This is a genomic window from Thermoactinospora rubra (genome assembly GCF_002093975.1).
Lineage (GTDB): Bacteria > Actinomycetota > Actinomycetes > Streptosporangiales > Streptosporangiaceae > Nonomuraea > Nonomuraea rubra_A.
In genome coordinates this window covers 304,686-328,358 of record NZ_MSZZ01000005.1, presented here as the reverse complement: position 1 = coordinate 328,358, position 23,673 = coordinate 304,686, and the positions used below count along the sequence as shown (strand labels likewise).

General features: G+C 68.9%; 19 protein-coding genes and 2 pseudogenes. 7 read left to right on the top strand and 14 right to left on the bottom strand.

Annotation, left to right across the window (positions count from 1 at the left end; all coding sequences use genetic code 11):
- Positions 1 to 107: 107 nt before the first annotated feature.
- From BSB02_RS18490 to BSB02_RS18480, 3 genes are read right to left on the bottom strand one after another with little or no spacing between them, the layout of a single operon-like run.
- Positions 108 to 4,985, bottom strand: a complete 4,878-nt coding sequence (locus BSB02_RS18490) for an Eco57I restriction-modification methylase domain-containing protein (protein ID WP_084960225.1) — start codon at positions 4,983 to 4,985, stop codon at positions 108 to 110.
- Positions 4,985 to 7,726, bottom strand: coding sequence for a DEAD/DEAH box helicase (locus tag BSB02_RS18485; RefSeq protein WP_084960279.1), 2,742 nt, complete (start codon positions 7,724 to 7,726; stop codon positions 4,985 to 4,987). The genes BSB02_RS18490 and BSB02_RS18485 overlap by 1 nt, the downstream gene beginning before the upstream one ends.
- Before the next feature lie 11 nt (positions 7,727 to 7,737).
- Positions 7,738 to 8,739: a serine/threonine-protein kinase gene (locus tag BSB02_RS18480; protein WP_143590841.1), complete on the bottom strand. Its 1,002-nt coding sequence runs from the start codon at positions 8,737 to 8,739 to the stop codon at positions 7,738 to 7,740.
- A gap of 123 nt (positions 8,740 to 8,862) precedes the next feature.
- Here BSB02_RS18480 and BSB02_RS18475 point away from each other — a divergent pair, with 123 nt between their 5' ends.
- Together BSB02_RS18475 and BSB02_RS18470 are read left to right on the top strand one after the other, a co-directional pair.
- Positions 8,863 to 9,042 carry a hypothetical protein gene (locus BSB02_RS18475; protein ID WP_084960223.1) on the top strand — a complete coding sequence of 60 codons (180 nt, stop codon included), beginning with the start codon at positions 8,863 to 8,865 and terminating at the stop codon, positions 9,040 to 9,042.
- Positions 9,039 to 11,315, top strand: coding sequence for a 2OG-Fe(II) oxygenase (locus BSB02_RS18470; protein WP_084960222.1), 2,277 nt, complete (start codon positions 9,039 to 9,041; stop codon positions 11,313 to 11,315). The genes BSB02_RS18475 and BSB02_RS18470 overlap by 4 nt, the downstream gene beginning before the upstream one ends.
- 33 nt (positions 11,316 to 11,348) lie before the next feature.
- On the opposite strand, the gene BSB02_RS18465 is transcribed toward BSB02_RS18470, so the two are convergent.
- The 4 genes from BSB02_RS18465 to BSB02_RS18450 are packed head-to-tail and all read right to left on the bottom strand — an operon-like array spanning position 11,349 to position 14,047.
- Positions 11,349 to 12,395 (bottom strand): hypothetical protein, encoded by a 1,047-nt coding sequence (locus BSB02_RS18465; protein ID WP_143590839.1) that lies wholly within the window; start codon positions 12,393 to 12,395, stop codon positions 11,349 to 11,351.
- Positions 12,396 to 12,446: 51 nt separating this feature from the next.
- Entirely contained in the window at positions 12,447 to 13,307 is an 861-nt protein-coding gene (locus tag BSB02_RS18460; protein WP_084960220.1) for a helix-turn-helix domain-containing protein, read from the bottom strand.
- Between the two features lie 6 nt (positions 13,308 to 13,313).
- The gene (locus BSB02_RS18455) at positions 13,314 to 13,838 is read right to left on the bottom strand and encodes a DUF6879 family protein (protein ID WP_084960219.1); all 525 of its coding nucleotides are present in this window, start codon (positions 13,836 to 13,838) and stop codon (positions 13,314 to 13,316) included.
- On the bottom strand, positions 13,835 to 14,047 hold the full coding sequence (locus tag BSB02_RS18450) for a hypothetical protein (RefSeq protein WP_084960218.1): 213 nt from the start codon (positions 14,045 to 14,047) through the stop codon (positions 13,835 to 13,837). Before BSB02_RS18450 ends, BSB02_RS18455 begins: the two co-directional genes overlap by 4 nt.
- Before the next feature lie 184 nt (positions 14,048 to 14,231).
- Here BSB02_RS18450 and BSB02_RS18445 point away from each other — a divergent pair, with 184 nt between their 5' ends.
- Together BSB02_RS18445 and BSB02_RS18440 are read left to right on the top strand one after the other, a co-directional pair.
- Positions 14,232 to 14,468, top strand: a complete 237-nt coding sequence (locus BSB02_RS18445; protein ID WP_143590837.1) for a hypothetical protein — start codon at positions 14,232 to 14,234, stop codon at positions 14,466 to 14,468.
- A complete protein-coding gene (locus BSB02_RS18440) occupies positions 14,465 to 15,079 on the top strand; it encodes a hypothetical protein (RefSeq protein ID WP_084960216.1) in 615 nt (204 codons plus the stop codon). The genes BSB02_RS18445 and BSB02_RS18440 overlap by 4 nt, the downstream gene beginning before the upstream one ends.
- A 181-nt stretch (positions 15,080 to 15,260) precedes the next feature.
- Here BSB02_RS18440 and BSB02_RS18435 read toward each other — a convergent pair whose 3' ends face one another.
- Positions 15,261 to 15,539 carry a hypothetical protein gene (locus BSB02_RS18435; protein WP_084960215.1) on the bottom strand — a complete coding sequence of 93 codons (279 nt, stop codon included), beginning with the start codon at positions 15,537 to 15,539 and terminating at the stop codon, positions 15,261 to 15,263.
- A 127-nt stretch (positions 15,540 to 15,666) separates the two neighbouring features.
- On the opposite strand from BSB02_RS18435, the pseudogene BSB02_RS18430 reads away from it, so the two are divergent.
- From BSB02_RS18430 to BSB02_RS42305, 3 genes and pseudogenes are all read left to right on the top strand, one after another.
- Positions 15,667 to 16,416 (top strand): annotated as a pseudogene (locus tag BSB02_RS18430) (IS256 family transposase); the annotation flags it as partial.
- Between the two features lie 68 nt (positions 16,417 to 16,484).
- Positions 16,485 to 17,660 (top strand): annotated as a pseudogene (locus BSB02_RS18425) (IS3 family transposase).
- 663 nt (positions 17,661 to 18,323) lie between these two features.
- A complete protein-coding gene (locus BSB02_RS42305) occupies positions 18,324 to 19,343 on the top strand; it encodes an AfsR/SARP family transcriptional regulator (RefSeq protein WP_240506504.1) in 1,020 nt (339 codons plus the stop codon).
- On the opposite strand, the gene BSB02_RS18415 is transcribed toward BSB02_RS42305, so the two are convergent.
- From BSB02_RS18415 to BSB02_RS18390, 6 genes are read right to left on the bottom strand one after another with little or no spacing between them, the layout of a single operon-like run.
- Positions 19,320 to 19,673, bottom strand: a complete 354-nt coding sequence (locus BSB02_RS18415; RefSeq protein WP_084960213.1) for a hypothetical protein — start codon at positions 19,671 to 19,673, stop codon at positions 19,320 to 19,322. The genes BSB02_RS42305 and BSB02_RS18415 overlap by 24 nt on opposite strands.
- On the bottom strand, positions 19,670 to 20,668 hold the full coding sequence (locus tag BSB02_RS18410) for an NAD-dependent epimerase/dehydratase family protein (protein WP_084960212.1): 999 nt from the start codon (positions 20,666 to 20,668) through the stop codon (positions 19,670 to 19,672). The genes BSB02_RS18415 and BSB02_RS18410 overlap by 4 nt, the downstream gene beginning before the upstream one ends.
- Positions 20,655 to 21,458, bottom strand: coding sequence for a phosphotransferase family protein (locus BSB02_RS18405; protein WP_338064350.1), 804 nt, complete (start codon positions 21,456 to 21,458; stop codon positions 20,655 to 20,657). Before BSB02_RS18405 ends, BSB02_RS18410 begins: the two co-directional genes overlap by 14 nt.
- Positions 21,459 to 21,469: 11 nt before the next feature.
- Positions 21,470 to 22,117, bottom strand: a complete 648-nt coding sequence (locus tag BSB02_RS18400; protein ID WP_084960210.1) for a histidine phosphatase family protein — start codon at positions 22,115 to 22,117, stop codon at positions 21,470 to 21,472.
- The gene (locus tag BSB02_RS18395) at positions 22,114 to 22,848 is read right to left on the bottom strand and encodes a phosphotransferase (RefSeq protein WP_084960209.1); all 735 of its coding nucleotides are present in this window, start codon (positions 22,846 to 22,848) and stop codon (positions 22,114 to 22,116) included. Before BSB02_RS18395 ends, BSB02_RS18400 begins: the two co-directional genes overlap by 4 nt.
- Positions 22,845 to 23,672 carry a class I SAM-dependent methyltransferase gene (locus BSB02_RS18390; RefSeq protein ID WP_084960278.1) on the bottom strand — a complete coding sequence of 276 codons (828 nt, stop codon included), beginning with the start codon at positions 23,670 to 23,672 and terminating at the stop codon, positions 22,845 to 22,847. The genes BSB02_RS18395 and BSB02_RS18390 overlap by 4 nt, the downstream gene beginning before the upstream one ends.
- Position 23,673: the final 1 nt, after the last annotated feature.

The following is a 23,673-nucleotide window of genomic DNA, read 5'->3' as shown; positions in this document are numbered from 1 at the left end:
AGGCCCGGCCTCACTCCCGCCCCCCGGAGGGCTTGGCGTAACCCGGTATGCCTCACCGACCGTGGTACGGCAAGCGCGGAGGGCGACCGGGCGGTTGAGATGATCCGTCATGACGCAGTCCTCCGGGCGGCGGCCAGGCGGGCGGCGAACGCCGCGTGGGCCTGGCGGTATTCGGCTTCGCGGTCGGCTTTGTAGAAGGGGGCCTCGTAGCCGTCGGGGACCGGGCCGTTGGTCTCGGGGTCGAGGTGGGCCATGAGGGCTTCGAAGTCGGCCTTGGTCTGGCCGTAGCCGTAGGTGTTGTGGTTGCCTGCGATCTTCCGGCCGTTGGCGTCGAACCAGATCTGCGCCTCGTAGTCGGACAGGACCGGGTAGCGGGAGCGGTAGATCGCGACGAGCTGGTCGGCGGTCATGCCGAGCCAGAGGGCGACCAGGGCGTCGAGTTCGACGAGGGCGGCCCGGCGTTCCCGCTCGGTGCGGAGCGGGGTGGCGTACTGCCAGGTGGGGGTGACGTCGCCGAGTGGCTGGAGGCCCGGCCAGTCCGCGGCCCAGGTTTCCTGTTGCCAGGCGGGGTCGTAGAGCTCGGCCCACAGGTCGGCGTAGGCGTTGGTCAGGCAGTTGAGGCGCAGGGTGCGCAGCAGCAGTGCCGGGGCCAGGGGGTGGTCGGGGTCGGCGGCAGGCATGGCGTTGGCCTCGGCGTATTGGAGGTGCGACCGCCCGGTGATGCGAAGCATGTAGTCCAGCGGCAGCGCCGCCCAGAATCCGGCGGCCAGCGCGGTTCCTCGGTTGTCGCGCAGCGCCAGCGTGTGCACGGTGTGCACGTGCGCGGGACCGGGTGGGATCAGCGCGGCGAACAGCGACCGCTCTCCGTTGAACGGGATCATCACGCGCCAGGCCAGCCGGTAGAACTCGGTGTAGCGGCGCGTGCTGCCGTCGGAAGCGACCCAGCGGTCCTGAGCGGCAAGGTAGGTGTCCAGATCACATGCCCGCTCGTAGTTGGTCGCGTGAACGGCATCCTCGGCCAGCTTGGTCAGATCCTGCGGCTGGTCGGAGCTCTTGAAGCGAGGCGGCTGCTTGGCAAAAGGCGTGGCTCCCATGAAATGCGGTCCCTGGAGGATCACGTCAGCCAGGGACTCCGGCTGTCCAACCTTCCAGCGGATCAAGCCTTCCTTCTTGGCATTGGCCTCGTCGTAACCTCTGCTGATCCTCGGACCGAAGGTTGCTAGCCGACACTCAACGGCGGACAATGCGTCCATAGCACCCGCCTCAGCCGAAGTAATCGGATATAGCAGTGGAGTATGATCTAGCGGCATGCCTTCGGCGCCAATAAGTCGCCGCCACTCGGCAAGAACCGATTCGTCAACGCGGATGGCGCGTGCCTTATGAGGGCGCACATCCCACTTGCCCTCGTACTTAATGCCTGGCAGTGAACCCTTTCCATCATGATCAAGCGATCGAGGAACAACCTCGACGCTGTAGAGATCACTAAAGTGCTTGAAATTGATTTTCTGACCTTGACCGTAGATATGGAGCCCAAATTCTTGGGTCCTGCTTAGGTCTTCAAATGCCCAGTTAGCGGCATTGACAAATTTGGCATGGAGCCGTAGATGTCGATATGTGACCGCACGCAGCTTGCCTTCTTTGGTTCCCCCGAAATGGGTGTCGGGATGAATAAGGCCTGCAGTCCCGCAATTGGCCAGATTCGCCCATACGCGGCACATGAAAGCGCGATAGAGGTCGGGCTGAGTCCCAGCAAGTAGTTGATAGGCGATGCCGCTTCCCAGGAATTCGACCATCCCGAAGGTAGCGGACAGCTCGCTCGCGAAGTAGGTTCGCGCAACCTCGTCTTCAAGCGCGAGCGCCTTGCGCTCACGGACCTCGTCGGCACTCGGCTTCTCGGCCAGCATGAACCACGGGTTCAGCTCGGCGAGGATCGGCGCCTCCTCCCAACGGGGACGGACCCACGGCGGATTACCCACCTGAAGATCGAAGCCGCCTTTCGAGAACACCTGCGCGAACTGCAGCTCCCAGTGGAAGAATCCCTGCTTCTCGGCGACGTCCTCCGCAACCGCCAGCCACGGAAAACGCTCGGCGAGCTTGAACTCCGAGTCCATGCCCATCCACGCCGGAAGCTGGTCCTCGTAGCTCTCCAGGTCGGCCAGCGTCGAGAAGTGGGCGACGAGCGAGTCCTCGGGCACGTCGGCCCGGCCGAGCACGGCCTCGGCGAAGTCGATCCAGTCGTCCAGCGACTTGAGCGGGATGACCGTGCGGACCGGCTCGACGGCACGCGGCGGCTTCGGCTTGAACCGGGAACCGCCTCCGGTGACCACCTTGGCCTCGTCGCCGAACAGGCTCTCCGACACATACGCCTGCCGTACCGGAGCAGACTCGGCGAGGACCACGCTCTCCAGCTCGGCCGCCGCCGGATACACCGGGTCGGTCCCATCCAGCAGCCCGACCTTGTCCAGCGGCCAGAACCACAGCGCGCACCAGGCGTCCATGACCTTCTTGAGCCGCCAGTACGGCGTGCCGGGCGAGGTCAGGTCCTCCAGGACCTTCTCCTTGGGCACGGCGACCTCGGGCTGGTCGATCCAGTCGGCGCCCCACACGTCGATCTTGCGGCTGATCTCCCGCTCGGAGATGGCGAGCCGCTGCACGACGAGGTCCCACAGGTACTCGGCCCGCGCCGCGAGCGCCTGGAGCCGCTGGAGCTGGGAGGGCCTCTTGCCGGATTTCTTGTCGGAGACGGCCTTCCTGATGCCCTTGCGCCAGGTGGCCAGGGCCTTGGCCTGGTCGGGAGCGAGGGCCTTGGCCTCCTTGGCGTCGGCGACCGCGCCCCAGCCGTCGGCGGGCAGCAGGAAGTGGTGGACCTTCCCGGACGGCAGCGGCCCGGCGGAGAACGGCAGTTCCTCGGGGGCGGTCTTCAGCCACTCGCCCTTGGTGAGCTGGTGCGCGCCGTACACCTTGCGCCCGGCGCCCACGAGGGAGTTGCCGCGCCGCAGGTGGAGCCCGAACCAGGGGGCTTGCAGACCGCGGTGCATCACGTTGAGCCACAGCGAGACCTCGGCCAGCTCGATGGCGGTCTCGTTGAGGTCGACGCCGTAGGAGTTGTGCAGGGCGATGTAGGCCTTGGCCTTCTGCAGCTCCTGCTCGTGGTCCTCGGGGGCGATCTCGACGCCGAGCTCCTTCTGGCGGCGCTTCAGGTACAGCTCGGCCACCTGGTTGACGGCCTCGTTCAGGAACGCGCCGGAGCCGAGGGCGGGCTCGCAGATCCGCCACGACAGGATGTCGCGGGCGGTGGTCTCGGGAGTGAGCCGGTACTGCAGGGCCAGCTGCACGGTGACGCGGGTCAACGACTCGGGCGTGTAGTAGGAGGCGCTGGTTTCCCGGTCGCGCCCGGCGAGGCGGTAGACGAAGCTTCCGGCGGCGTACCGCTTGAACGCCCCCGGATCGCGCGGGTCGCGGACGACGGTGTCGCTCGGGTAGGCGTCGATCCTGGAGGCGGGAACCATCCAGGAGCCGTCCTTGGGGTCGCCGCCCTTGGCGACCTCGTAGAGGTCCTGGTCGGCGATGAAGCCGGTGTAGGACATCAGCCCCTCGTACACCGCGCCGAGCTGGTTGATGCCGAGCTGGGCGTAGGAGATGAAGCCGCCGCGCTCCCTGCCGCGCCCCTTGGTGAGCATGAGCAGGCGCAGCACCTTGTAGAGGGTCTCGTTGCGGAGCCGGGTGTCGATCACGCGGCCGGTGTCGTCGTCGACGGGCAGGTCGCGGCGGATGAGCATGATGGCGGACGGGTCGAACAGGGCCGACTTGAGCGGCTCGAAGTGCAGGCCCTCCTCCTCCGAGGCCTCCTCGCCGGTCCGGGGCCGGTGGCCCTCGTTGACCATGCGGAACAGCAGGTCGAGCGACTCGTGCAGGTGGAAGCCGTTGCGTGCCTCCTCGCCGGCCAGGTCGCGCACCACGAGGTCGCCCAGGCGCGACAGGCTGTAGCCGAGCGTGTAGTCGGCGTCGTCGGTGGGGAGGATGCCGAGCTCGGGGCGGGCCTCGGCGTACAGGAGGAACAGGATGCGGTAGAGGTAGCGCAGCGCCTCGCGGCCCAGCTCCTTGGCGAGCGCGCGCGGCTCCATGATGTCGCCGGGCCGCACGCCCTGCTCGCGCATGCGCCGCAGCACCTCGTTGGCGATGAGCTCGACGGATTCCTTGAGCCCGTCGCGCAGTTCCTTGGAGACGCCGACGGCGTGGTTGCGGGAGTTGGCCAGCAGCTCGGTGAGCGGCTCGCTGCCGCCCTCGGCGGGCGGCAGCAGGGAGTCGGCGCCGAACAGCGCGGCGATGACTCCCAGCTCCTCGGCGTCGTTGCGGCCCAGGGCGACGTCGAGGCTGACCGCGAGGTAGCGGCCCTCACCCCAGGTCGCCCGGTCGGCGAGCACCACGACGCCGCCCGCCAGCAGCAGCACATAGCGCAGCGACTCTTTGTGGGAGAACAGCCAGGAGGCGAGCTTGGTGCCGTCGTCGATCCGCTCGCGGTTGTCGAGCTGGACCGGGTGGAGCAGGCGGGCCTCCAGCCCGGCGTCGACCTCGGCGGCCCAGCCGCACTCGATCGCCACCAGGTGCTCGTCGGCGTAGGCGACCTGGACCGGGTGGTCCTTGTCCGCCCGCTCGACGGTGATCTCGCGTGGCACCGCCGCGTAGCCGAGCGCCCTGAGCAGCTCGATGTGCAGCTCACCGAGCCGCTTGCGCCACTCGGGGAGATCGTCGGGAACCTCGCCCTCGCGCAGCCGCAGGTCCATGTCGGCGAAGAACGGCCGTTCGGCGAAGTACGGCTTGCCGAACGCGCGGAGCCCTCGCCGGGGCGTGACCCGGCCCTCCTTCTCCTGCTCGCTCCAGCGGGCGAACAGGCCGTCCTTCTTCTTCAGATCCTTGGGCAGCACCTCGGCCAGGTAGTGAGCCGAGAAGTAGTCTCCGCGGTTGACCAGCGAGTCGAGTCTCATCACGCCTCCCGGGGGACGAGGACGGCGAGGACGCGCAGCAGCGGCTCACCGGTGGTCTTCATGGAGTCGAGCAACCGCTGCTGCCGCTCGACGACGTCGCGCACCCGCTGCTCCTTGCGGGTGCGCTGGGAGACGTGCACGCCGTCGAGCGTGAGCTGCCGCCAGGACTGCAGGTGCTCGCGGTAGCGGTCGAGCGGGGCGACGACCTGGGCGTCGTAGTCGGCGCGACGGGCCTCCAGGTGCTCGCGTGCCATCGCGACCGCGCCGGGCAGCCGGGCCTGGAGAGGTCGCAGGTCGACGGGCTTGCCGGTGTTGGTCATCCGCGGGCCGACCTCGGCCCTGGCGAGCACGTCGGTCATCCGCTCGGGCAGGACCCCGTCGTCGGTGACCGCCATCCACTCCACGACGGTCGCCCGGCCGAGGTCGTTGGAGTACATGCCCTGGATGAGGAAGATCGGCTCGTCGACCTTGGCGGTGACGGCCGGCGCCTTCTGCCGGCCGAGCCGTACCAGGACCTTGTCGGTGACCCACTCGACCAGCGGGTGCAGGTCCGACAGGTAGGCGATCTCCGGCCACATGGTCTTGGTACGGCGGGCCTCGGCGAGCTTGCGCTGCGCGAGAGCCCGGTCGAAGGTGACCTTCATGCGCTTGCGCACGTCGTGGGTGCGCAGGTAGTCGGACGGCAGCGCGGACAGGCGGTGGACCAGGTCCGGCGGCGGGGTGAAGGCCATCAGCTCGCCGTCGTCCTCCAGGTCCGGCAGCAGGCCCAGGGTGGTGACGGCCTCTTTGACGAAGGCCTCGGTGCTGTCGAACAGCCGTGGCACGTCCGCCCGCAGCGGGTCGGGATTCGCCGGTTCGGCGCCGACCTGACCGAGCAGGTCGGCCAGGAAGTCGTCGACCGGGAGGCCGATCGTCTCCTCGACCGGCTTGCCGTCGAGGAGGTCCTGGATGAGGCGGCGTTCCTCACGTTCCGCGCGGTACTGGCCCATGACCGCCTCCGCCGTGCCGAGGGTGCGGTGGGCGATCTCCTCCTTCTGCAGGAGCTTCTCCGCCACGGTCCGGTCGTCCTTGGCGCCCTCGACGCCGGAGGTGAGGATGAGCGCCTTGAACTGCGGCTGGTGTTGCTGGCCGTAGCGGTCGATGCGGCCGTTGCGCTGCTCGATGCGGATGAGGCTCCACGGCACGTCGTAGTGGATCAGGTGGTGGCACTCCCGGTGCAGGTTGACGCCCTCGCTGGTGACGTCGGTGGTGACCAGGAGCCGGACCGGGCTGTCGGCCAGGCCGAACGCCTCGATGATCTTCTGTTGTTGCTGGTCGGACATGCCGTTGCCGAGCATCATGTCCACGGCGTCGTCCTTGAGCCCCAGCCGCTCGGGCAGGACCTCCTTCAGCCATCTGACCGTCTCGACGCTCTCGGAGAAGACCACGACCCGGTTCTTCCTCAGGTCGATCGCGTCGAGCTCGCCGACCAGGGCGGTGAGCTTGGCGGGCTCCGCCACCTGGGCGGCCAGGCGCTGGAGGGTCTTGAGGGCGTCGATCTCGCGTTGCTCCGTGGCGTTCCTGAGCCGGTTGGCCACGGTCTTGGCCAGCGCCACCGGGCTGGAGAGGAACGCCTTGAGCAGGGTGTAGGGGAACAGGCGGTTGGCGGAGGCGACGACCGGGCCGCCGGCGCGCCGGTCACCGGCGAGCCAGACGTGCGTGAGCTCCTCGAAGATCCGCTCTTCGGCGGGCGTGGCCGTACACCTGACCGAGACGGACGGGCCACGGTCGGGCCACTTGCCGCCCATCTGGTCGCGGACCTCTGGGCTGATCTTGGTGCGGCGGATGTAGAGGTGGTCGATGTCCTTGGCCTCATAGCGGCTGTCGTCGGCGATCGCCGCCGGGTCGAGCATGCGGATGAGCTCGGCGAACGACTCGCTGTTGCCGTTGTGCGGCGTGGCGCTGGCCAGCAGGAGCGCGTCGGTCTGGCGGGCCAGCAGCTTGGCGAGCTTGTTGCGGGCGGTGGATTCGCCCATGAGGTTGTGCGACTCGTCGATGACGACCGCGTCCCAGTGCAGCTTCTCCAGGTGCTGGCCGTACTTGCCGGCGTTCTTGAGCGTGTCGATGGAGATGATGATGCGCTTGTAGTAGGTGAAGGGGTTGCGGCCGGCCGGGATCTCGCGCTGGATGCGTTCGACGCCCACCGAGTCGAGCCGGATCAACGGGATCGCGAACCTGGTCCACAGTTCGTGCTGGAACTGCTCCAGGACCTGCTGCGGGGTGACGACCAGGATGCGCTCGCCGCGGCCGCGCCTGATCAGCTCGGCCAGGATCAGGCCGATCTCCAGGGTCTTGCCCAGGCCCACCACGTCGGCGATGAGGATGCGCGGACGCAGTCCCTTGAGCGCGAGCTCGGCCGGCCGCTGCTGGTAGGGCAGCGGGTCGAGGAGGAACCGGTCGGCCAGCGCCAGGCCCTTCTCGGTCTGCGGCAAGGGTGTGCGGCGGAGCACGGCCTCCAGGAAGAGCCGGCTCTGGGCGAAGCGGGAGGTGCCGTCCTGCTCCAGGACGGTCTCCTCGGGTTTGAGCAGGCTCACCGTGTCGAGCGCGGTGAAGAAGACCGCCTGCTCGTCGCGGACGAACTCCGAGGCGCCGACTGCCGTGATCTTGTAGCCGTCGTGCGCGGTTTTGGCGCAGGTGCGGACGATCCACTCGGCGTCGCGGACCTCGATCCGGGCTCCGGGCGGGAAGGCGGTCTCGCTCACAGGTTCGGCTCCTACAGAACGGGCTTGGCGGAGTAGGCGGAACGCAGGCGGTCGGCCAGCCGGGCGACGACCGAACCGGGGACGACGATCTCGGACAGATCCTTCCGCGGCGGCCTCGGCGGCGGGGCGACGTCGCCGGGATCGGTGTCGCGGACCACGTATGTGGCTTCGACCAGCCGTTTCAGGCCGGCCGGTCCGCACAGCGGCGCGAGCCGTTCCAGCACCTGGGCGACGGTGGGCCGCGCGGCCGGATCGTGCGCGAGCATGCGCTCGATCAACGGCCGGGTGGTGTCGGGCAGACCGTCGAGGTTGGGGGCCTTGTCGGCGCTCACGATGTTCATGAACATCTGGGCCACCGTGGCGCCGTCGTAGGGGTAGTGCCTGGTCAGCGCGAACAGCAAGGTGGCGCCGAGCGAGTAGACGTCCGACGCCGAGGTGATCTGCTTGGGGGTGTTGGCCTGCTCGGGTGACATGCAGGCCGGGGTGCCGAGGGTGGACTCCGTCGTGGTCAGCTCGGTCGGGCCCTCGGCGAAGGCGACCAGGCCGAGGTCGATGACCTTCGGCCCGTCGGGGCCGAGGATGACGTTGGCGGGCTTGAGGTCGCGGTGGAGCCAGCCCATGGCGTGGATGTCCCTCAACGCTCCGGCGAGCACCGTTCCGAGCGCGGCGGCCAGAGGCTCGTCGAGCGGGCCCCGGCTCTCGACGAACTCCTTGAGCGTCAGGCCCCGGACGAACTCGACGGCGAGCCACGGCCGTTCCTCGGTCTCGTCGGAGGCGTCGACGAGCGCGGCGATGTGCGGGCCCTGGACGGTGCGCAGCGCCTCGGTCTCCCGGGCGAAGCGGGCCCGCACTTCGGGACGGGCGACGAGATCCTCCCGGATGACCTTGACCGCCACCGCTTCGTGATCGTCGGTTACGCCGTAGTAGACCCGGCCCATGCCCCCGAACCCGAGTCGTCCGCGCAACGAGATGGGGCCGATCCGCCGGGGATCGGAGCGGTCCAAGGACTCCACACGCACCTGCCTCAGGGAATGTGGCCACCCGTCACTCCAGCCACGCCGAAACCTTAGCCCGTCCGACTCACCACGTCCATACGGATTTGTCTGTGAATCGGATTCATGAATCCGGGTCGTCTCGTGCTCACGGTCCTCGGTCTGAAGCCGGTGATCGAGCCGCTGGAGGCGGTCGTACAGGCGAGCACGACGGGAGACGCTGATTCGCGCCCCCACCGGCACGGCGATTTCGGCTTGGGCGCGTGGCGCCGCCGTACAATCAGCGCTTCGGACATCAGCTGGAAAGGGTTGATCCTGTCGTGACCGGAACCGCGCGCGAACGACTTGCCGAACTGCTCGGCGCCCTGGCGGAACCCGCCGCGCCGAGTGCCTACCGCAAGCTCGGCAAGACCGATCTGTCCGTGACGGTCGACGGGATCGGGCCGCTCCGTTTCCCTGTCTCCGTGGAGCAAGCTGGACAACTGCGTGAGCTGGGCCGCCAGGCGCGGTTCGGCCGCGGCGAACAGACACTGACCGACCCGCGGGTCCGCGACACCTGGGAGATCCCCACAGATCTGGTGCACATCCGGTGGAGCGAGCGCTTCGCGATCGTGCTCGATCGGTTGCGTGAAGAGCTGGGACTGCCGCCCGGCCATGCGCTCACGCCGGAACTGCACTCGATGCTGCTCTATGAGACCGGCCAGTTCTTCGTCACCCACCAGGATTCGGAGAAGGACGACGCCATGGTCGCGACCCTGGTGGTGACGCTGCCCTCCGACCACACCGGCGGTGAGCTCGTCGTCGAGCACCGGGGTGAGACCATGGAGTATCGGGGTTCAAACGTCGCGGTGTCGCTGGTCGCCTTCTACGCCGACTGCCGCCATCAGGTCCTCCCGGTCAAAACCGGGCACCGGATCACCCTCACCTACAACCTGCTCCTCACGGGGGAGAGCGATACAACGGTCGAGGAGAGCCTGGCCGCCGAACTCGCGACCTGTCTGCGGGAGCACTTCACCACGCCGATCACGCCGCGCTACGGCTACCGCCCGGCGGCTCCGCCGCTGCGCCTGGCCTATCTACTCGATCACGAGTACACCGCCCGCGGGCTCAGCTGGTCCCGGCTGAAGGGCGCCGACGCCGACCGGGCGGCGCTGCTACGGATGGCGGCCGGCCTCGCCGACTGCGACGTGACGCTGGCCCTCGCGGAGATTCAGGAGACCTGGGACGCCTATGAGGAGGACGAGGACTGGGACTACCGATACGACGAGGAAGAGGATGAGGAGGCGGGTGAGGCCGACGGTGAGTACGTCGTGCAGGATCTGATCGAATCCGCCATCACGCTCTCCCACTGGATCTCCCCCGACGGTGACCGCTTCGAGGAGATCTCCTTGTCCATCGCCGATGAGGAGGTGGCCGCGACGACCGCGACGCGTGACCTGACGCCCTACGAGTCGCAGTACGAGGGCTACATGGGCAACTACGGCAACACCTTGGACCGCTGGTACCGCCGGGCCGCTGTGGTCATCACCCCGCGGCGGCTCGGCTTCGCCACCCGGGCCGAGGCCTCCCCGCTGTGGGCCCTCGACCGCCTCGCCGAGATGATCGCCGCCGGGCAGCTGGACGAAGCGCGGCAGGCGTCGCGGTCGCTGGAGCCGTTCTGGCGCACCGTCGTCCTGTCCGGCCCCCAGAGCGAGTTGCTCGGCAAGGCGCTCATCGTCGCCGGCGGGCTGGAGGAGGTGGAGACCGCTGAGCTGCTGCTGCGGCCCTTCCCTCTGGAACGGCTCACGCCCGGCCACGCCCGGGCCCTGGCCGAGCTGGCCGCCCGCTACGGCGACGCCTGGACCACCGGGCTGCTGCGCGGCTGGTCCGCATCGTGGCCGCAGAGCGGCTACGCCCCCGACCTGCTGGAGTGGCTCCCCGGGCTACCGGCGCTGTGCGCGTCGCTGCTCCAGGCCGGGGCTGCGGGCATCGCGCACCGCGTGGTCGAGCTGTCCTGGACGTGGCTGGCCAGCCAGATCCGTCCGTCCCTGACACAGCCGTCCACCGGACGTCTGGAACAGTGGCTGACCGGCATGGGCCGGCCGCTCGCCGGCGTCCTGACCGCGGCCGCCCGGATCGGGACCACCTCGGTGCTGGATGAGGCCGTCTCACTCGGCAGGTCCGGCGGCGACCAGACGGTCGTGCTGGTCATGGCCGTGCTGCGGTCGACCGGGCCGCTCCCCGCGCTCAACCGGCTCGCCATCGGCTGCGCCGCGCGCCTGCGTGCCATCCTCGACCGGCCCCGGCGGGCCGACGACGACTGGTCCATCGAACTGCCCGGCGGATGCTCCTGCGAACTCTGCACGCTCCTCGGCGCCTTCCTGCGCGACCCGGGCCGGCGCACCCTGGACTGGCCGCTCGCCCAGGACAGGCGACGCCACATCCACTCCCGCATCGACATGGCCGAACTGCCGGTCAGCCACCAGACCAGGCGGCAGGGCAGGCCGTACACCCTGGTCCTGACCAAGACCCGGGAACTGTTCGAGCGGGAACGGCGCGCCCGCGATCGTCACGAAGCCGACCTGGCCTGGCTCACCAGCTCCTGGGAGGGTCTCTGACCCCGGTCTCGCCTCATCTGGCCTCATCTGGCCTCATCTGGCCGCCACCCTCCGGGCCCGTTCGGGAAGTTCCGCGCCGATCTCCTCGGCGAAGGCGCGGAATCCCCCATGACCGGGCAGAACATCGAGAGCATCCCGGATCAGGCCCCGCGCGGAGTCGGCCTTGCCGCGCCGCCAATCCAGCCGCGCACGTAGATACAGCAGTTCGGGACCATTCAGCGCCGGGTGAGTGACCAAGCGGTCCAGCCGCTCACCCGCTTCGGCGTCGTCCAGCTGCTCCAGGAGCACCTGGTGCCAGGTGGCCAGGTTCCTGGTCCGCTGGCTTCGTGCGTATCCTGCCGGGTCGTGCCACGGTGCCGGCTTGCCCGAACCACCCTGGGGCAGGCGATCCAGCGCGGCCAGGTAGCGGTCGGTGAAATCGAGCCAGGCGTCGATCCCGCGCAGCATCCGGGTCAGCACATCGGCCAGCGTGGTCTCCTTCTCCGCCGTGGGCCCATCACCGTACCGGGTCCAGCCGTACTCCGCCTCCCAGCGGATCAGCTGGGGCGCGGCCCGCTCGGCGAACCCCGCGAAGCCGTACACCTCCCGATAGGAACTCCACAGCAGCGCCACCGCGTCGGAGACCACGAAACGCGCGGCGGCCATCGGATCCTCCGAACGGAAGTACTCGCGATCCCGCGACTCGACGGCAAGCTCGATCAGCAGCTCAAGCGCCTGGCCTCCGCATGCCGGGTCCGCGCTCAGCGCCTTTCCGGCCTCCTCGACCAGGCCGGTGAAGGTGAAGCGCCAGCGGGTGCGTTCCTTGGGCGACACTCGCCGATCGCCGGCCATGTAGGCACCGGCCCGGGCGAGCTCCACGAACCGCCGCACCTCCTCAAGCAGCACCGGAACATCGACCGGCTGCTTGGCCTTACCGGCCCGCGGCTTGTGCTCCTCCGGGGCCAGCTCGGCCTCGATCTTCTCCCGCAACTGCGCCGACCCGCGCCAGTACAGGGTCCACAGCGCCTTCCTCAGCCGCGCCTCATCGAGCGGAGCCATCGTGGCGTAGAACTGGTCGCGATTCATGCGCGGCTTTCCCATGGCAGCGATCGTAGAGCCCGCACCCGCCATGCGAGCAGCCGTCGAGCAACCTCATTGGGCATGCTCGTCCACAGCCTGGATCGCTCGCGTGATCAAGGCTCGGGCGGCCTTGCCGTACACCGCTAGGCTGGCCAGCTCGGTGAACACCTGGGCGTACATCGCGATCTCGTGCGGCCGGGTGATGGTCAGGTGGCCCGATACTAGCTCGACGGTCACCTCGGCGTCGTCGAACATGAAGAACCCCTCGACCGGCCAGATCGTGGACCGGTCCGCCCCGAGCGGGATGATGCCGAGCGAGATGGTGGGCAGCGCGCTCACGGTGAGCAGGTGGCCGAGCTGGGCCGTCATGACCTCGGCGCCGCCGATCGGCTGGCGCAGGACGCTTTCCTCCAGGATGACCGCGATGCGCCGGTCTGGCTCGTGGATGATGTGCTGCTTGTCCACGCGGACCTGGACGGCTTCCTCGATGTCGTTGGGCAGGCCCCGGCGGTGCATGAGGGCCGTCAGCAAGGCGGTGATGTAGGCGGGGGTCTGCACCGGTCCGGGGATGAGCTGGGAGGAGTAGAAGCGGAAGTGCCGCGTCCGTTCCCAGGTGGGGATGACGGACTCTTGTGCGGCCGTCAGCCCGGTTCGTTCTATGTCGCGCCACTCGACGAACATGCCGAGAATCGCCTCTAGCGAGGCGATGAGGTCCTCGGCCTGGTCGGGCACGCCGCAGTGCTCGCACCAGGCGCGGATGTCGGCCGCCGAGGGGGTACGGCGGGCATGCTCGATGCGGCTGACCTTGGAGGAATGCCAGCCGGCCAGCTCCGCGAGATCACGGCCGGTCAAGCCGGCCTCGGTCCGGATCTTGCGGAGTCTGGCGGCGAGCACCTTCGCTGCGGCCTGGGCGCTGGAGGACGAGTGGCGCACGGCGGCCTAGCTCACGACGGGCTGGTACTGGTCGTGCGGGATGGCGCGTCGCCAGACGGCCTCGAACGCCTCAGCGCACAGCTTGATCGCAGCGGGATCGGTGACGTGCTCGACGTCGATCCAGTCGCCGGAGCCGCTGAAGTGGTTGATCAGGAGGAGGTCCCCGTCGAACAGCCAGAAGTCATTGCCCGGCAGGGCGATGTCGGTGGCCTGCCTGCGCGGCAACCACCGGACCTCCTCTCCGGCCTGCACGTTGGGGAAGGTGATGTCGTACTCGTAGTGGATGTACTCGCTGATCGGCTCCGACACGATGCGCGCCCGCCGTACCTTCACTCCCCGGGCGACGGCGTCGGCGATGTTCTGAAGCCAGGGCCGCCACCAGGAGTCGCGGTCGGCCGGGTCGAGCCGATGTCCGGCCTTCCAGGCGTCGTAGTCGGGGTCGTCGAGCATGTAGCCGTCGCGCATCTCCAGGTGGAGCGCGGACCGGCGGCATCGGTGGAGGGCCTGGTCGATGCGCTTGGCTGGGGTCACTGCTGCGCCTTCGGCAGGAACTGGAGCATCCGGACGGGAATGCGGACCACGGCCTCGCCCGGCGGGAGGGCGCCGACCTCGGCCACGGCCGCAGGGTCGGTGAGCGTGTAGCCCTGGACGATGAGGTCGCCGGTGTCAGTGTCCTGCCAGAGCGTCGGAGAGCCGCCGTTGGGGCTGTCGGGGTCCTTGCCGAGGAAGCGGAGAGCCATGAGGGAGTCCTTCCTTTCCGGGGGGACGTGACATGCCCGAGCTTGCGCGCCCGGCGTCGTGACGCTCAAGATGTTTGCTGAAATTTGCCAGCTCGCAGGTGATCCGGTTCTCGTGCCACGCGGTTTACGCAAACAGCGGCAACCTCATTGAGCTGCGGTGATGCCGGTTTCTACCGTCGCGGACATGCCCTCCCAGCAGCCTGAAACCCCTGCCCAGAAGGCGACGCGGCCCGTGTCGATGCCGTGGTACGCCCCCGAAGTGCCCGAGTTCGAGACGTGGGTGGACGAGAACGGCAAGCTGCATGGCCGTCACCGCTGCTCGGGCGCGGTGATCGAAGCCGACACGCTCGACGATCTCCACGCGAAGGCGGCGGTCGAGCGGATCGCGCACGCCTGGAAGCCGGCGTGGGATCCGCGATGACGTCGATGGCGATGACCGTCCCGTACGTGATCGCCTGGTCGGGCGAAGCCGTCCCGCACCGCCTGGTGTTCGTCCCGCATCGCGCCTCCGGCGGCCTGCGGCTGGACTATCCCGATCCCCTGCCGGATGACCGCATCGACGACCTGCTGTGGGCGCGGGTGAAGCTCAACCGGCGCGGCGAGCCGATGTGGCGGCTGCTGAACTCCCGGCGGCAGCGCCGCTGCATGGAGCGTCACCTGTGTCAGGTCTGCGGGCGCCCTGCTGGTGACCTGGAGACGGGGCGGATCTGGTGGGTGATCACCGAGACCGCGTTCCGCGCGATCGGCGACGACGGCGGGCTGACCAACGCGCCGCCCACCTGTCCCCGCTGCATCCCCGAATCGCTGCGGTGGTGCCCGCAGCTGCGCAAGTCCGCCGCCGTGTACACCGCCACGAGGGCCGAGCCGGGGGGCGTGCTGGCCGAGGTGTTCGAGCCCGGCCTGTCCGGCGTCGCCCTGCCGGTGGGGCACAACGAGTTCGTCGGGTTCGGCGAGTTCGCCCGCCATCCCTTCGTGCTGGCCACCCAGCTCGTCGTCCAGCTCTCCGGCATGCGGCCGGAGCCGATTCCTTAAGCTGCCCGGCCCGTCGCACGGATCCCGGAGCGGCGGGCCGGGTGGTGGCCCTGCCTCCGAGCTGGAGGGCGCGGGGGCAGGGCCACCTTCCACAGCCGCGCAACATGATCGAGGCCCTCCAAGCCGGTGGCTCGGAGGGCCTCGATGCGAGGTGAATGACAGCTCAACTCGCGCGCCGAATCTAGCGCGCCCGCACGGCGTCCACAATCCCGCGGATGGCGTACACCGTCAGCCCTTCGCCGGTCGGGTCCATCTCCTTGGTGATCTCCGCGATGCGCTGGCGGGTCACCAAGGACTTGTCCATACCGGGTTCGCTCGGCGGCGGACCGGACGCCTTGGCAATGGCCTCGTGGAACCTCCGCGTCGGCTCGGCGATCGCCTCGTAATACTGCCGGGCCGCCTCGGCGAACTCGGCCTCGGCTGCGATGCGCTCGCTCGGGTTTCCGGCCTTAGCGTCCACGGGGATGGTGTACGGCTGATCTTCCCTCGCGTGTGGCGGGAGAGATCCATGTGACAAGAGACGGCCACTTCGTAATCCTTCGATCTGCTCATTAGGACACGAAGGGAACAAAGTGACCGTCAATGACATTGTGCCCGCCGTCGGGACCTACGTCGAGGAGACCCTGACCGCGGCGAGCCCGGACCTGCTGCGGACGATGATCCGGGAGGTCGCGCAGCGGATGATGGACGCCGAGGTCGAGCAGCTGTGCGGGGCCGGCTACGGCGAGGTCTCCAGCGAGCGGGTCAACTCCCGCAACGGCTACCGGCGCCGGGAGTGGGACACCCGCACCGGCACCATCGAGCTGGCCATCCCGCGCCTGCGCCAGGGAAGCTACTTCCCGGACTTCCTGCTGGACAAGCGCCGCCGGGCCGAGCGGGCGCTCACCTCGGTGGTGGCCACCAGCTACCTGCTGGGCGTCTCCACCCGACGGGTGGAGAAGCTCGCCGAGGCGATGGGCATCACCAAGCTGTCCAAGTCGCAGGTGTCGAAGATGGCCGCCGAACGCGACGAGCTGGTGGCCTCCTTCCGCTCCAGGCCGCTGGACGGCGGGCCGTACACGTTCGTGCGGCTCGACGCGCTGACGCAGAAGGTGCGGGAGGGCGGCCGGACGGTGAACGTGCACTGCCTGATCGCCACCGGGGTCAACGCCGACGGGCAGCGGGAGATCCTCGGCCTGGAGGTGGTCTCCTCCGAGGACGGCGCGGGCTGGCTGGCGTTCCTGCGCGGCCTGGTCGCCCGCGGCCTGTCGGGGGTGCTGCCGGTCACCAGCGACTGCCACCCGGGCCTGCGCGACGCGATCGCCGCCACCCTGCCCGGCGCCGCCTGGCAGCGCTGTCTGAGGTGCCTAGAAGATTCCGGACAGCCAGCTACATAAGCTGACAGCAGTCTGGAAGAGGTAGGTACGTGACGAGGCGTCGCAGGCAGTTCTCGCCGGAGTTCAAGGAAGAAGCCGTCCGCATGGTGCTGGAGGGCGAACGTACGGTCGCGTCGGTGGCGCGCGAGTTCGACATCAACGCCAGCACTCTGGGCAGCTGGGTGAACCGGCATCGGATCGAGAGCGCTCAGGAGGAACGGCAGCCGGTCCCCGGTCCGGAACGGGCCCGGATCAGGGAGTTGGAGCGGGAGAACGCCGAGCTGCGGGAGAAGTTGATCTTCCTGAAAAAAGCAGCCGCCTTCTTCGCGTCCGAGACTCGATGACGCTCGCCAAGTACGAGCTCATCGACGCGGAGAAGGCCCATCACTCCATCGTGAAGATGTGCGCCTGGCTCGAGGTTTCCCGCTCGGGCTACTACGAATGGCGCGAGCGGCCGGCCTCGGCCACCGCACAACGCCGGGCCCTGCTGGCCGCGTCGGTCGCCGAGGTCTTCGCCGGCTCGCACGAGACCTACGGCTACCGGCGCGTGCACGTCGCCCTGGCCCGCCGCGGCGAGCACTGCTCGGCCGAGCTGGTGCGCACTCTGATGCGCGAACAGGGCCTCATCCCGGCCCAGGTGAGGGCGTTCCGGCCGGCCACCACCGTCCAGGGCGACTACTGCGGCATCCCCGACCTGGTCGGCCGCGACTTCACCGCTGAGCGGCCGGGCATCAAGCTGGTCGGCGACATCACCTACATCCGCACCTGGGAAGGCTTCCTCTACCTGGCCACCGTGATCGACTGTCACAGCAAGGCGGTGCTGGGCTGGGCGATGGCCGACCACTACCGCACCGAGCTGATCAAGGACGCGATCCGGATGGCCACCGGCACCGGCCTGCTCCAGCCCGGTGCCGTGTTCCACGCCGACCGCGGCTCGAACTACACCTCGGATGAGTTCGGCCGGCTTCCTGACCGGCCTGGGCATCCGCCGTTCAGTCGGCCGCACCGGCGTGTGCTGGGACAACGCCATGGCCGAGTCCTTCTTCTCCGCGCTCAAGAACGAATGGCTGCACCGCTTCGTCTTCACCACCCGAGCCAAGGCAAGACGGCAGGTCATCCGCTACATCGAAGGGTTCTACAACCACCGGCGCCTGCATTCGGCGCTCGGCTACCGGCCACCCCTGGAGGTCCTGAAGGAGTCCCTCTCAGCCCAAACGGCCGCATAGGCTACGCCCATAAGACGGCTGTCCGGAATCACCGTGGCCCCTCACTACTGCCCGCCCGTGTCGGAGCGGGCGCACCAGATCTACGACATGAAGAAGTTCTGCGACGCCACCAACAACGACCTCAGGCAGGGGCGCGTCCCCAACCTGAGCCAGCGCCTGCAGGAGTCACAACGCAACCGCCCCGTCAACCACCAGGGGCCCACCACCGGCCCGAGCACGAAGCCGATCACCAAGCGTCCTCGGCCATCGGCTGCCGAAGCGGCCACGCGGACGACTCCGGTCGAGAAGGGCAGCACACCACCTACCAAGCGGCGCCCCCGCGTGGATGTACGGCTTGGGCCGGAACGACTGAAGGATCAGGTACGGATGCCTGACGATGTGGACGATCGTGGCGTCCGGCAGGTCCTGCCACCACTGCAAGGCGATCAGCAGGTCAAGGCGGAGAACACTCCGCAACCGAAGACAAAGACCCGAACCGAGCCAGAGAAGGAGCCCACGCCTTCCCCGACAAGCGCTCCGGTCTCCCCTGATCCGGCACGTCCACTCCCGGAAAGATCTCCAACGAGAGAAGCACCCAAGGTGACGAGCCAGGAGCGCCCCTCCGCCCCGGCAGAGGGTTACGTCGCAGCCAGCGATGAGGCCCCGCTCCCGGCCAGAGCCTGGATGTCGCTGCTGTTCGGCTTGGTGGTGGCCGGTGGCACCTTCATGCTCCTGCGCACGGTCCGCTTCCAGCCTCGTACGGCACCATGCCCGTCGAGGCCGGTCGCTCCCCCGCCCGCTCCTCTGCGAGACGACACCTCCCTGATGCGGTCGTCGGGAGGGACAGCCGTCGTCTCTCCGACGCCTCGCCGTCCGGAACCAGCCGAAGCACCGACATCCCCCGCGACAGAGCAGCAGGCCGGACCGGCACAGGTCCGTGCAACGGTTGCCGCCAAGCCCGCTCCCCCGCTACAGATCCGCCTGCTCGGTGAAGTCGTCATCGACGGGCCGACCGGCCTGATCGACTGCGCGAGCGGCAAGGACCTGCCCGACCTGCTGGGTCAGCTCGCCGTACACCGTCACGGGGTGGCCCGGGAGCGGGTCTATGAGGTGCTGTGGCCGGATGTGCCGCTAGACAAATACGACGTGTTCCACAGCCCGAAGAAGGAGATCGCCCGCCGGTTGGAGAAGGCGCTGGGCTGGGAGGAGATCGGCGCCACCGAGCTGATCCAGCAGGCCAGCCAGCGGTATTGGCTCAACAAGCAGCTCATCACGGTCGACTACTGGCAGCTGACCGATCTGCTGGACCAAGCCGGCAAGGTCGAGGACGCCCCGGAGCAAGTGGCGCTGCTTCGGCAGGCCGTACGTCTCTATCGCGGCCCGTTCCTGCCGGCCAGCACCCGCGAGTGGAGCGAGCCGATCCGTGAAGACCTGCGCAAGCGGGTCGTGAAGGCCCTTACCACGCTGACCGATCACGAGACCGATCCCGAGGAGCTGGTGGAGCTGCTGGATCGGGCACTTCGGCTCGATCCGTGCAACGAGCCGCTGCGCTGCCGCCAGATGCGGACATATGCCGACCTGGGCAGGACCGATGCGGTGCATCGCAGCTACCAAGACCTCAAGGCGGCACTGGCCGACCTCGGCGACCTGCGCCCACGAGCGCGGACGACCGAGGTGTACCTACAGCTCACCGGCCGCCGGTAGCCCGCTCCTCCGGTCCAGGGCCTGGATCCATTTGGTGGCGACTGCCGCCACCTGCACCAGCTCGGCTCGCAGCCGGTCAGGGTCGGCTTCGGCGAACGCTTCGAGGACTTCCTCGATCAGGATGTGGCACCAGGTGAGGGTTCCGTCCGCCGCCGCGTCGGCTGTGGCTTTCTTGGCCGTCTCCGCGACGCTGGCGTCCGCCGGGCTGGTTCCGTCCGGGAGGTCCTGGATGCCCCACCTGGCGTCTTGTGCGATCCGCTCCGCTTGGATGTCGTCCAGCACGCGGGCCAGCGATCCCGCGACCCCGAAGTCCCCATCGACCCATGTCATGAACTGATCATCCCTTCCTCGAGAAGCTCACGCTCGGCCCGGATGGCGGCCAGTTGGGCGACCATGCCGACGCGAAGCTCAGTCTGCGGGCTCCAGCCGAGCACGCGGCGCGCCCTCGTGGGGTCCGCCCGTGTCGCGGGGACATCGCCGCTGCGTGCAGCAACCCGATGAACCGTGACAGGCGTCCCGGTGAGCCGTTCGGCCAGGGCGACGGCGTCGTTCACGCTCACCGTGGTGCCGCCGCCGACGTTGATCACGCTGTTGGCCGACGGGACAGTCGCCGCCGCGATTGTCGCGTTGACGGCGTCGGTGATGTAGGTGAAGTCGCGGCGCTGGCTGCCGTCGCCGTAGATCTGGACGGGCTCTCCGGTGATGGCCGCCATGAGCAGGCGATGGAGGAACATGTCGTCGCGTTGGCGCGGGCCGTACACCGTGAAGTAGCGAAGCGCGACCACGGTACTGGCACAGTCCGGCCGGGCCGCGTGGGCGAGACAGAGTTGCTCCTGGGCGAGCTTGGTCACCGCGTACGGCGACGCCGGACGCAGATGATCGGTTTCGCGGCTGGGATGCCCATTGGTTGCGCCGTAGACGCTGGAAGAGGAGGCGACGACCACGCGGGGGACGCGAAGCCGTGTGGCGGCGTGCATGAGCCGCTGGGTGGCCAGGATGTTGCAGGCGACGTAGTCGGCGAAGGACCCTCCCCAGGAGGGGTGTACTCCGGGGATGCCGGCCAGGTGGAAGATCACGTCGGCGTCCAGTACCAGGGGTTCGATGGCGCAGGCCCGCAGGTCTGCGGCGACGAAGAAGAAGCTGGGCCGGTCGAAGGCGTCCGAGAGGTTGCGAGCGGCGACGGGATCGAGGCCGGGGTCTCGGCGATCGACCGCGATGACGGTCGCGCCCTGGTCCAGCAGAGCCCGGCAGAGGTGGGAGCCGATGAACCCGGCGGCCCCGGTGACGACGGCGCGGCGCAGCGGCCATGGATCACGCGCGGCCATGAGCGGCTTCCCTTCGGGACGAGGTCAACTCAGCGAGCAGCGTGCGGCCATAGGCGGCGAGGCCCTGATCTCCGCGTACCAGAGAGGTGAGGCCATCCAGCATCCCAAAAATGATCATGAGCTCGGCCTCGGCTTCTCCCAGATGGTGCCCGTATCCGGCGAAGAACGCCTCACGAAGCCGTGGATCGGATCTCCACCAGCGGTATTCCAGTCGGACGAGATCCCGGACGCGGGCATCGCGGCGGGTGTGCTCGAAGTCGACCACACAGACGCTCCCATCAGAGGTGAGGAGCCAGTTACGGGGCTGGTAGTCCAGGTGGCAGATCGTGCTGCCCACCACCGTGCGCGCGAGCCGGTCCGCCGTGCGGTCCAGCTCGTGGCACTCGGCCGGGCTGATCAACCCGGCGTCGCGCGCTCGGGCCGTCCACCAGCGCATCCGATTCGCCAGGTAAAGCGGCACGTCGGCGCTGGGCCGAGGCCCGGGAGGGATCTGGTGCAGCCGCCGCAAGGTTTCTCCGGCCGCGGCGAAAGCCCGCCGCTGTGCCGACGTGCCGGGTGGAAGATCGACGACTGGTGTGCCGGGGATGAAGGACAGCACCAGGGATCTGCTGTCCGGGTCGGCGGCGAGCAGGCGTGGGGCGTGCCCTCCGAGGGAGGGGACCCAGGTGCGGTAGGCGTGCACCTCGGCGTCGAAACGCTCCTGAGCGGTGTGCTTCTTGAGCACATAGCGGTTCCCGGAGGGGTCCGTCACCACCGCCACGCTGGCCGAGCCAAGGCCCCGGCGCGCCACAGTCAGAGCACTCACGGTTGCCCCCGATCGCCGAGATGGGCGGTGTCGTTGTGGCGATCCAGCAGCCACTGTTGCTGTCCGAAGCGATTGCGGTGCAACTGCCAGCGCGTGAGCGAGGCGTGATCGACTGCGAAGCCCGCCCGGACCTCGGGGCCGAGCTCCAGGAACAAGCCGTGGGCGGCCCAAACGGTCTCACCGTGTACGGCGAGCAGGACACGCTGCCCTGAGTGATGTTGGACCAGCCCGGCCAGAGCGGTCCTTGCGCGCTGCAGGTAGCCGTTCCAGGTGTCGGAGCCGGACGCCCAGGGCCGGTCGGGGTGAGTGTGGGGGCCGCCGTGGAAGGCGGTCTTGATGACGTGCCAGGGCTGTCCGTCGGCGTCGCCGTGGTTGGGCCCGTCCAGGCCGGGCTCAACGATGAGCGGCAGCCCGAGCGCGTCGGCGAGGAGCTGCCCTGCCTGCCGGAGCCGAAGCCGTGGCCCGGCATACAGGGTGTGGAACGGCACCTGCGCATGCTCGGCGGCCAGCCGTCGCGCGGCCAGCGCTATCTGACGCCGCCCGAGATCGGTGAGTCCGGTGCAGGTCTTTGGGCCGCCTACTATTCCGGCCACGTTGCAGTGGGCCTGCCCGTGCCGGACGAAGGTCAGCTCAGTGACGATCACGTTTCCTCCTCACACGGCCGGACCGTCGGCCAGGGATATTGGTAGCCGCCGCGACCGAGATACCGGCGGGTCAGCAGATCGTGCAGCTCGGCGAAGCCCATCAAGTGATCGAACGCGACCGGCCCCACGGCATCGAGTTGGTGGTTGTAGGCGGCCAACGCCTCCTCGACGAGCTGGAGCGGATACCGCCCGTAGGTCATGGCCAGGGTCACGACGAGCTTGGCCAGGTCGTATCCGAACGGCGCCAAGGTCAGATCATCGACATCCACCGCGACCATGCGTCCGTCGCCGGTGATGAGGACGTTGCGCGGGTTGGTGTCCTTGTAGAAGGCAGCGGCGCCATCCCGGTGCTCGTGCAGCAGCCGTACGGCGGCAGCGCGCTCGTGCGAGGCCAGTTCGTCCCGGCGCAACGCCGCCATCCTGGTGGAAACGAAGTCGGGCAGCGTGAGACCGCCGTGGAGCAGATGTGGCGTGTCGAGCCGGGCTCGGCGGAGGTCGCTCCTCCAGGCGGTGGCGTGTGCCCTGCCGAGCATGTTGGCCACGCGAGGCAGGTCTGCCACGCCGAGGTGGCGGCCATGGATGAACTCGGAAGCGACCGATAACGGCTGCACCTCGACGATGCGCGGCAGGCACAGAGGCTGGGCATGCCGCTCCAGCCACGCGTGGTGAGCGACGGCACGCCGTACCGCCTCCGGGGAGGTATAGGTCTTGGTGAACGTCCGCCAGGTCATCCGATAGCCCCTTCACGCCGTGCGACCAGGTAGGTGACCGTCGATGTCGCGCAGAACGGCTTGTCGCCCCAGTGGGCGCGAAGGGCGGCGGCGAGCGGGACGGGATCACCAGTGAGCCCGGACGGGAAGCGGTACTTGGGGGTGGTCGCCAGGTAGGCGGCGAGATGGTCAGGGTCGCGGAAGGTGAACCGGTGCTCCTCGTGCTCCAGATGCGCCATCCCCAATCCCGGTGGCAGCAGATCGGGGAGATTGCCGCTGTGTGCGCTGCCGTACAGGCTCTCCCGCGCAGCCGCGTCGGTGTCCAGCCCGGCTCCAGCCACTATCCGGTCAAGCTCGGAGTAGCTGTCGATTGACTTGGTGGCCATGATGGCGATGCCGCCAGGCGTGATGACACGGCTGATCTCCGTCGTGACACGGCGCGGGTCGGGCGCGTGATAGAGGCAGAACGCGGCCACCACGACCGCGCACACGGCATCGCGCATGGGCAGGGCGTGGAAGTCGGCCTGGAGGAAACTGGCGTGGTGACCGGCCAGCCGTACTTGGGTCGCGGCGAGCATGGCCGCCGAGGCGTCGATCGCCAGCAGACACCGAGGGCGCAGCCGTTCGGCGAGCACGCGGGTGGTGGTGCCGCGCCCGCAGCCGATATCGGCTACGACGTCTGGAGGGCACGCCGGTAGGTACTCCAGGGCCAGGTCGGCGATGACATCGGCGACCGGTCTGCCGTGGGTCTTGGCCCGGTGGAGGGCGGAGGTCCGGGCTGCCAGCCGTTCTTCGGTGCGATACAGCTCGCGGGCCGTGGCCTGCGTGAACGGGTGCGACGTCATG

What these genes read in the sequence shown, in the direction of transcription:
- BSB02_RS18490 (WP_084960225.1), bottom strand. Translation starts at nt 4,985, where the DNA reads ATGAGACTCGACTCGCTGGTCAACCGCGGAGACTACTTCTCGGCTCAC.
- BSB02_RS18465 (WP_143590839.1), bottom strand. Translation starts at nt 12,395, where the DNA reads ATGGGAAAGCCGCGCATGAATCGCGACCAGTTCTACGCCACGATGGCT.
- BSB02_RS18450 (WP_084960218.1), bottom strand. Translation starts at nt 14,047, where the DNA reads ATGGCTCTCCGCTTCCTCGGCAAGGACCCCGACAGCCCCAACGGCGGC.
- BSB02_RS18445 (WP_143590837.1), top strand. Translation starts at nt 14,232, where the DNA reads ATGCCCTCCCAGCAGCCTGAAACCCCTGCCCAGAAGGCGACGCGGCCC.
- BSB02_RS18440 (WP_084960216.1), top strand. Translation starts at nt 14,465, where the DNA reads ATGACGTCGATGGCGATGACCGTCCCGTACGTGATCGCCTGGTCGGGC.
- BSB02_RS42305 (WP_240506504.1), top strand. Translation starts at nt 18,324, where the DNA reads ATGTCGCTGCTGTTCGGCTTGGTGGTGGCCGGTGGCACCTTCATGCTC.
- BSB02_RS18415 (WP_084960213.1), bottom strand. Translation starts at nt 19,673, where the DNA reads ATGACATGGGTCGATGGGGACTTCGGGGTCGCGGGATCGCTGGCCCGC.
- BSB02_RS18410 (WP_084960212.1), bottom strand. Translation starts at nt 20,668, where the DNA reads ATGGCCGCGCGTGATCCATGGCCGCTGCGCCGCGCCGTCGTCACCGGG.
- BSB02_RS18395 (WP_084960209.1), bottom strand. Translation starts at nt 22,848, where the DNA reads ATGACCTGGCGGACGTTCACCAAGACCTATACCTCCCCGGAGGCGGTA.
- BSB02_RS18390 (WP_084960278.1), bottom strand. Translation starts at nt 23,672, where the DNA reads ATGACGTCGCACCCGTTCACGCAGGCCACGGCCCGCGAGCTGTATCGC.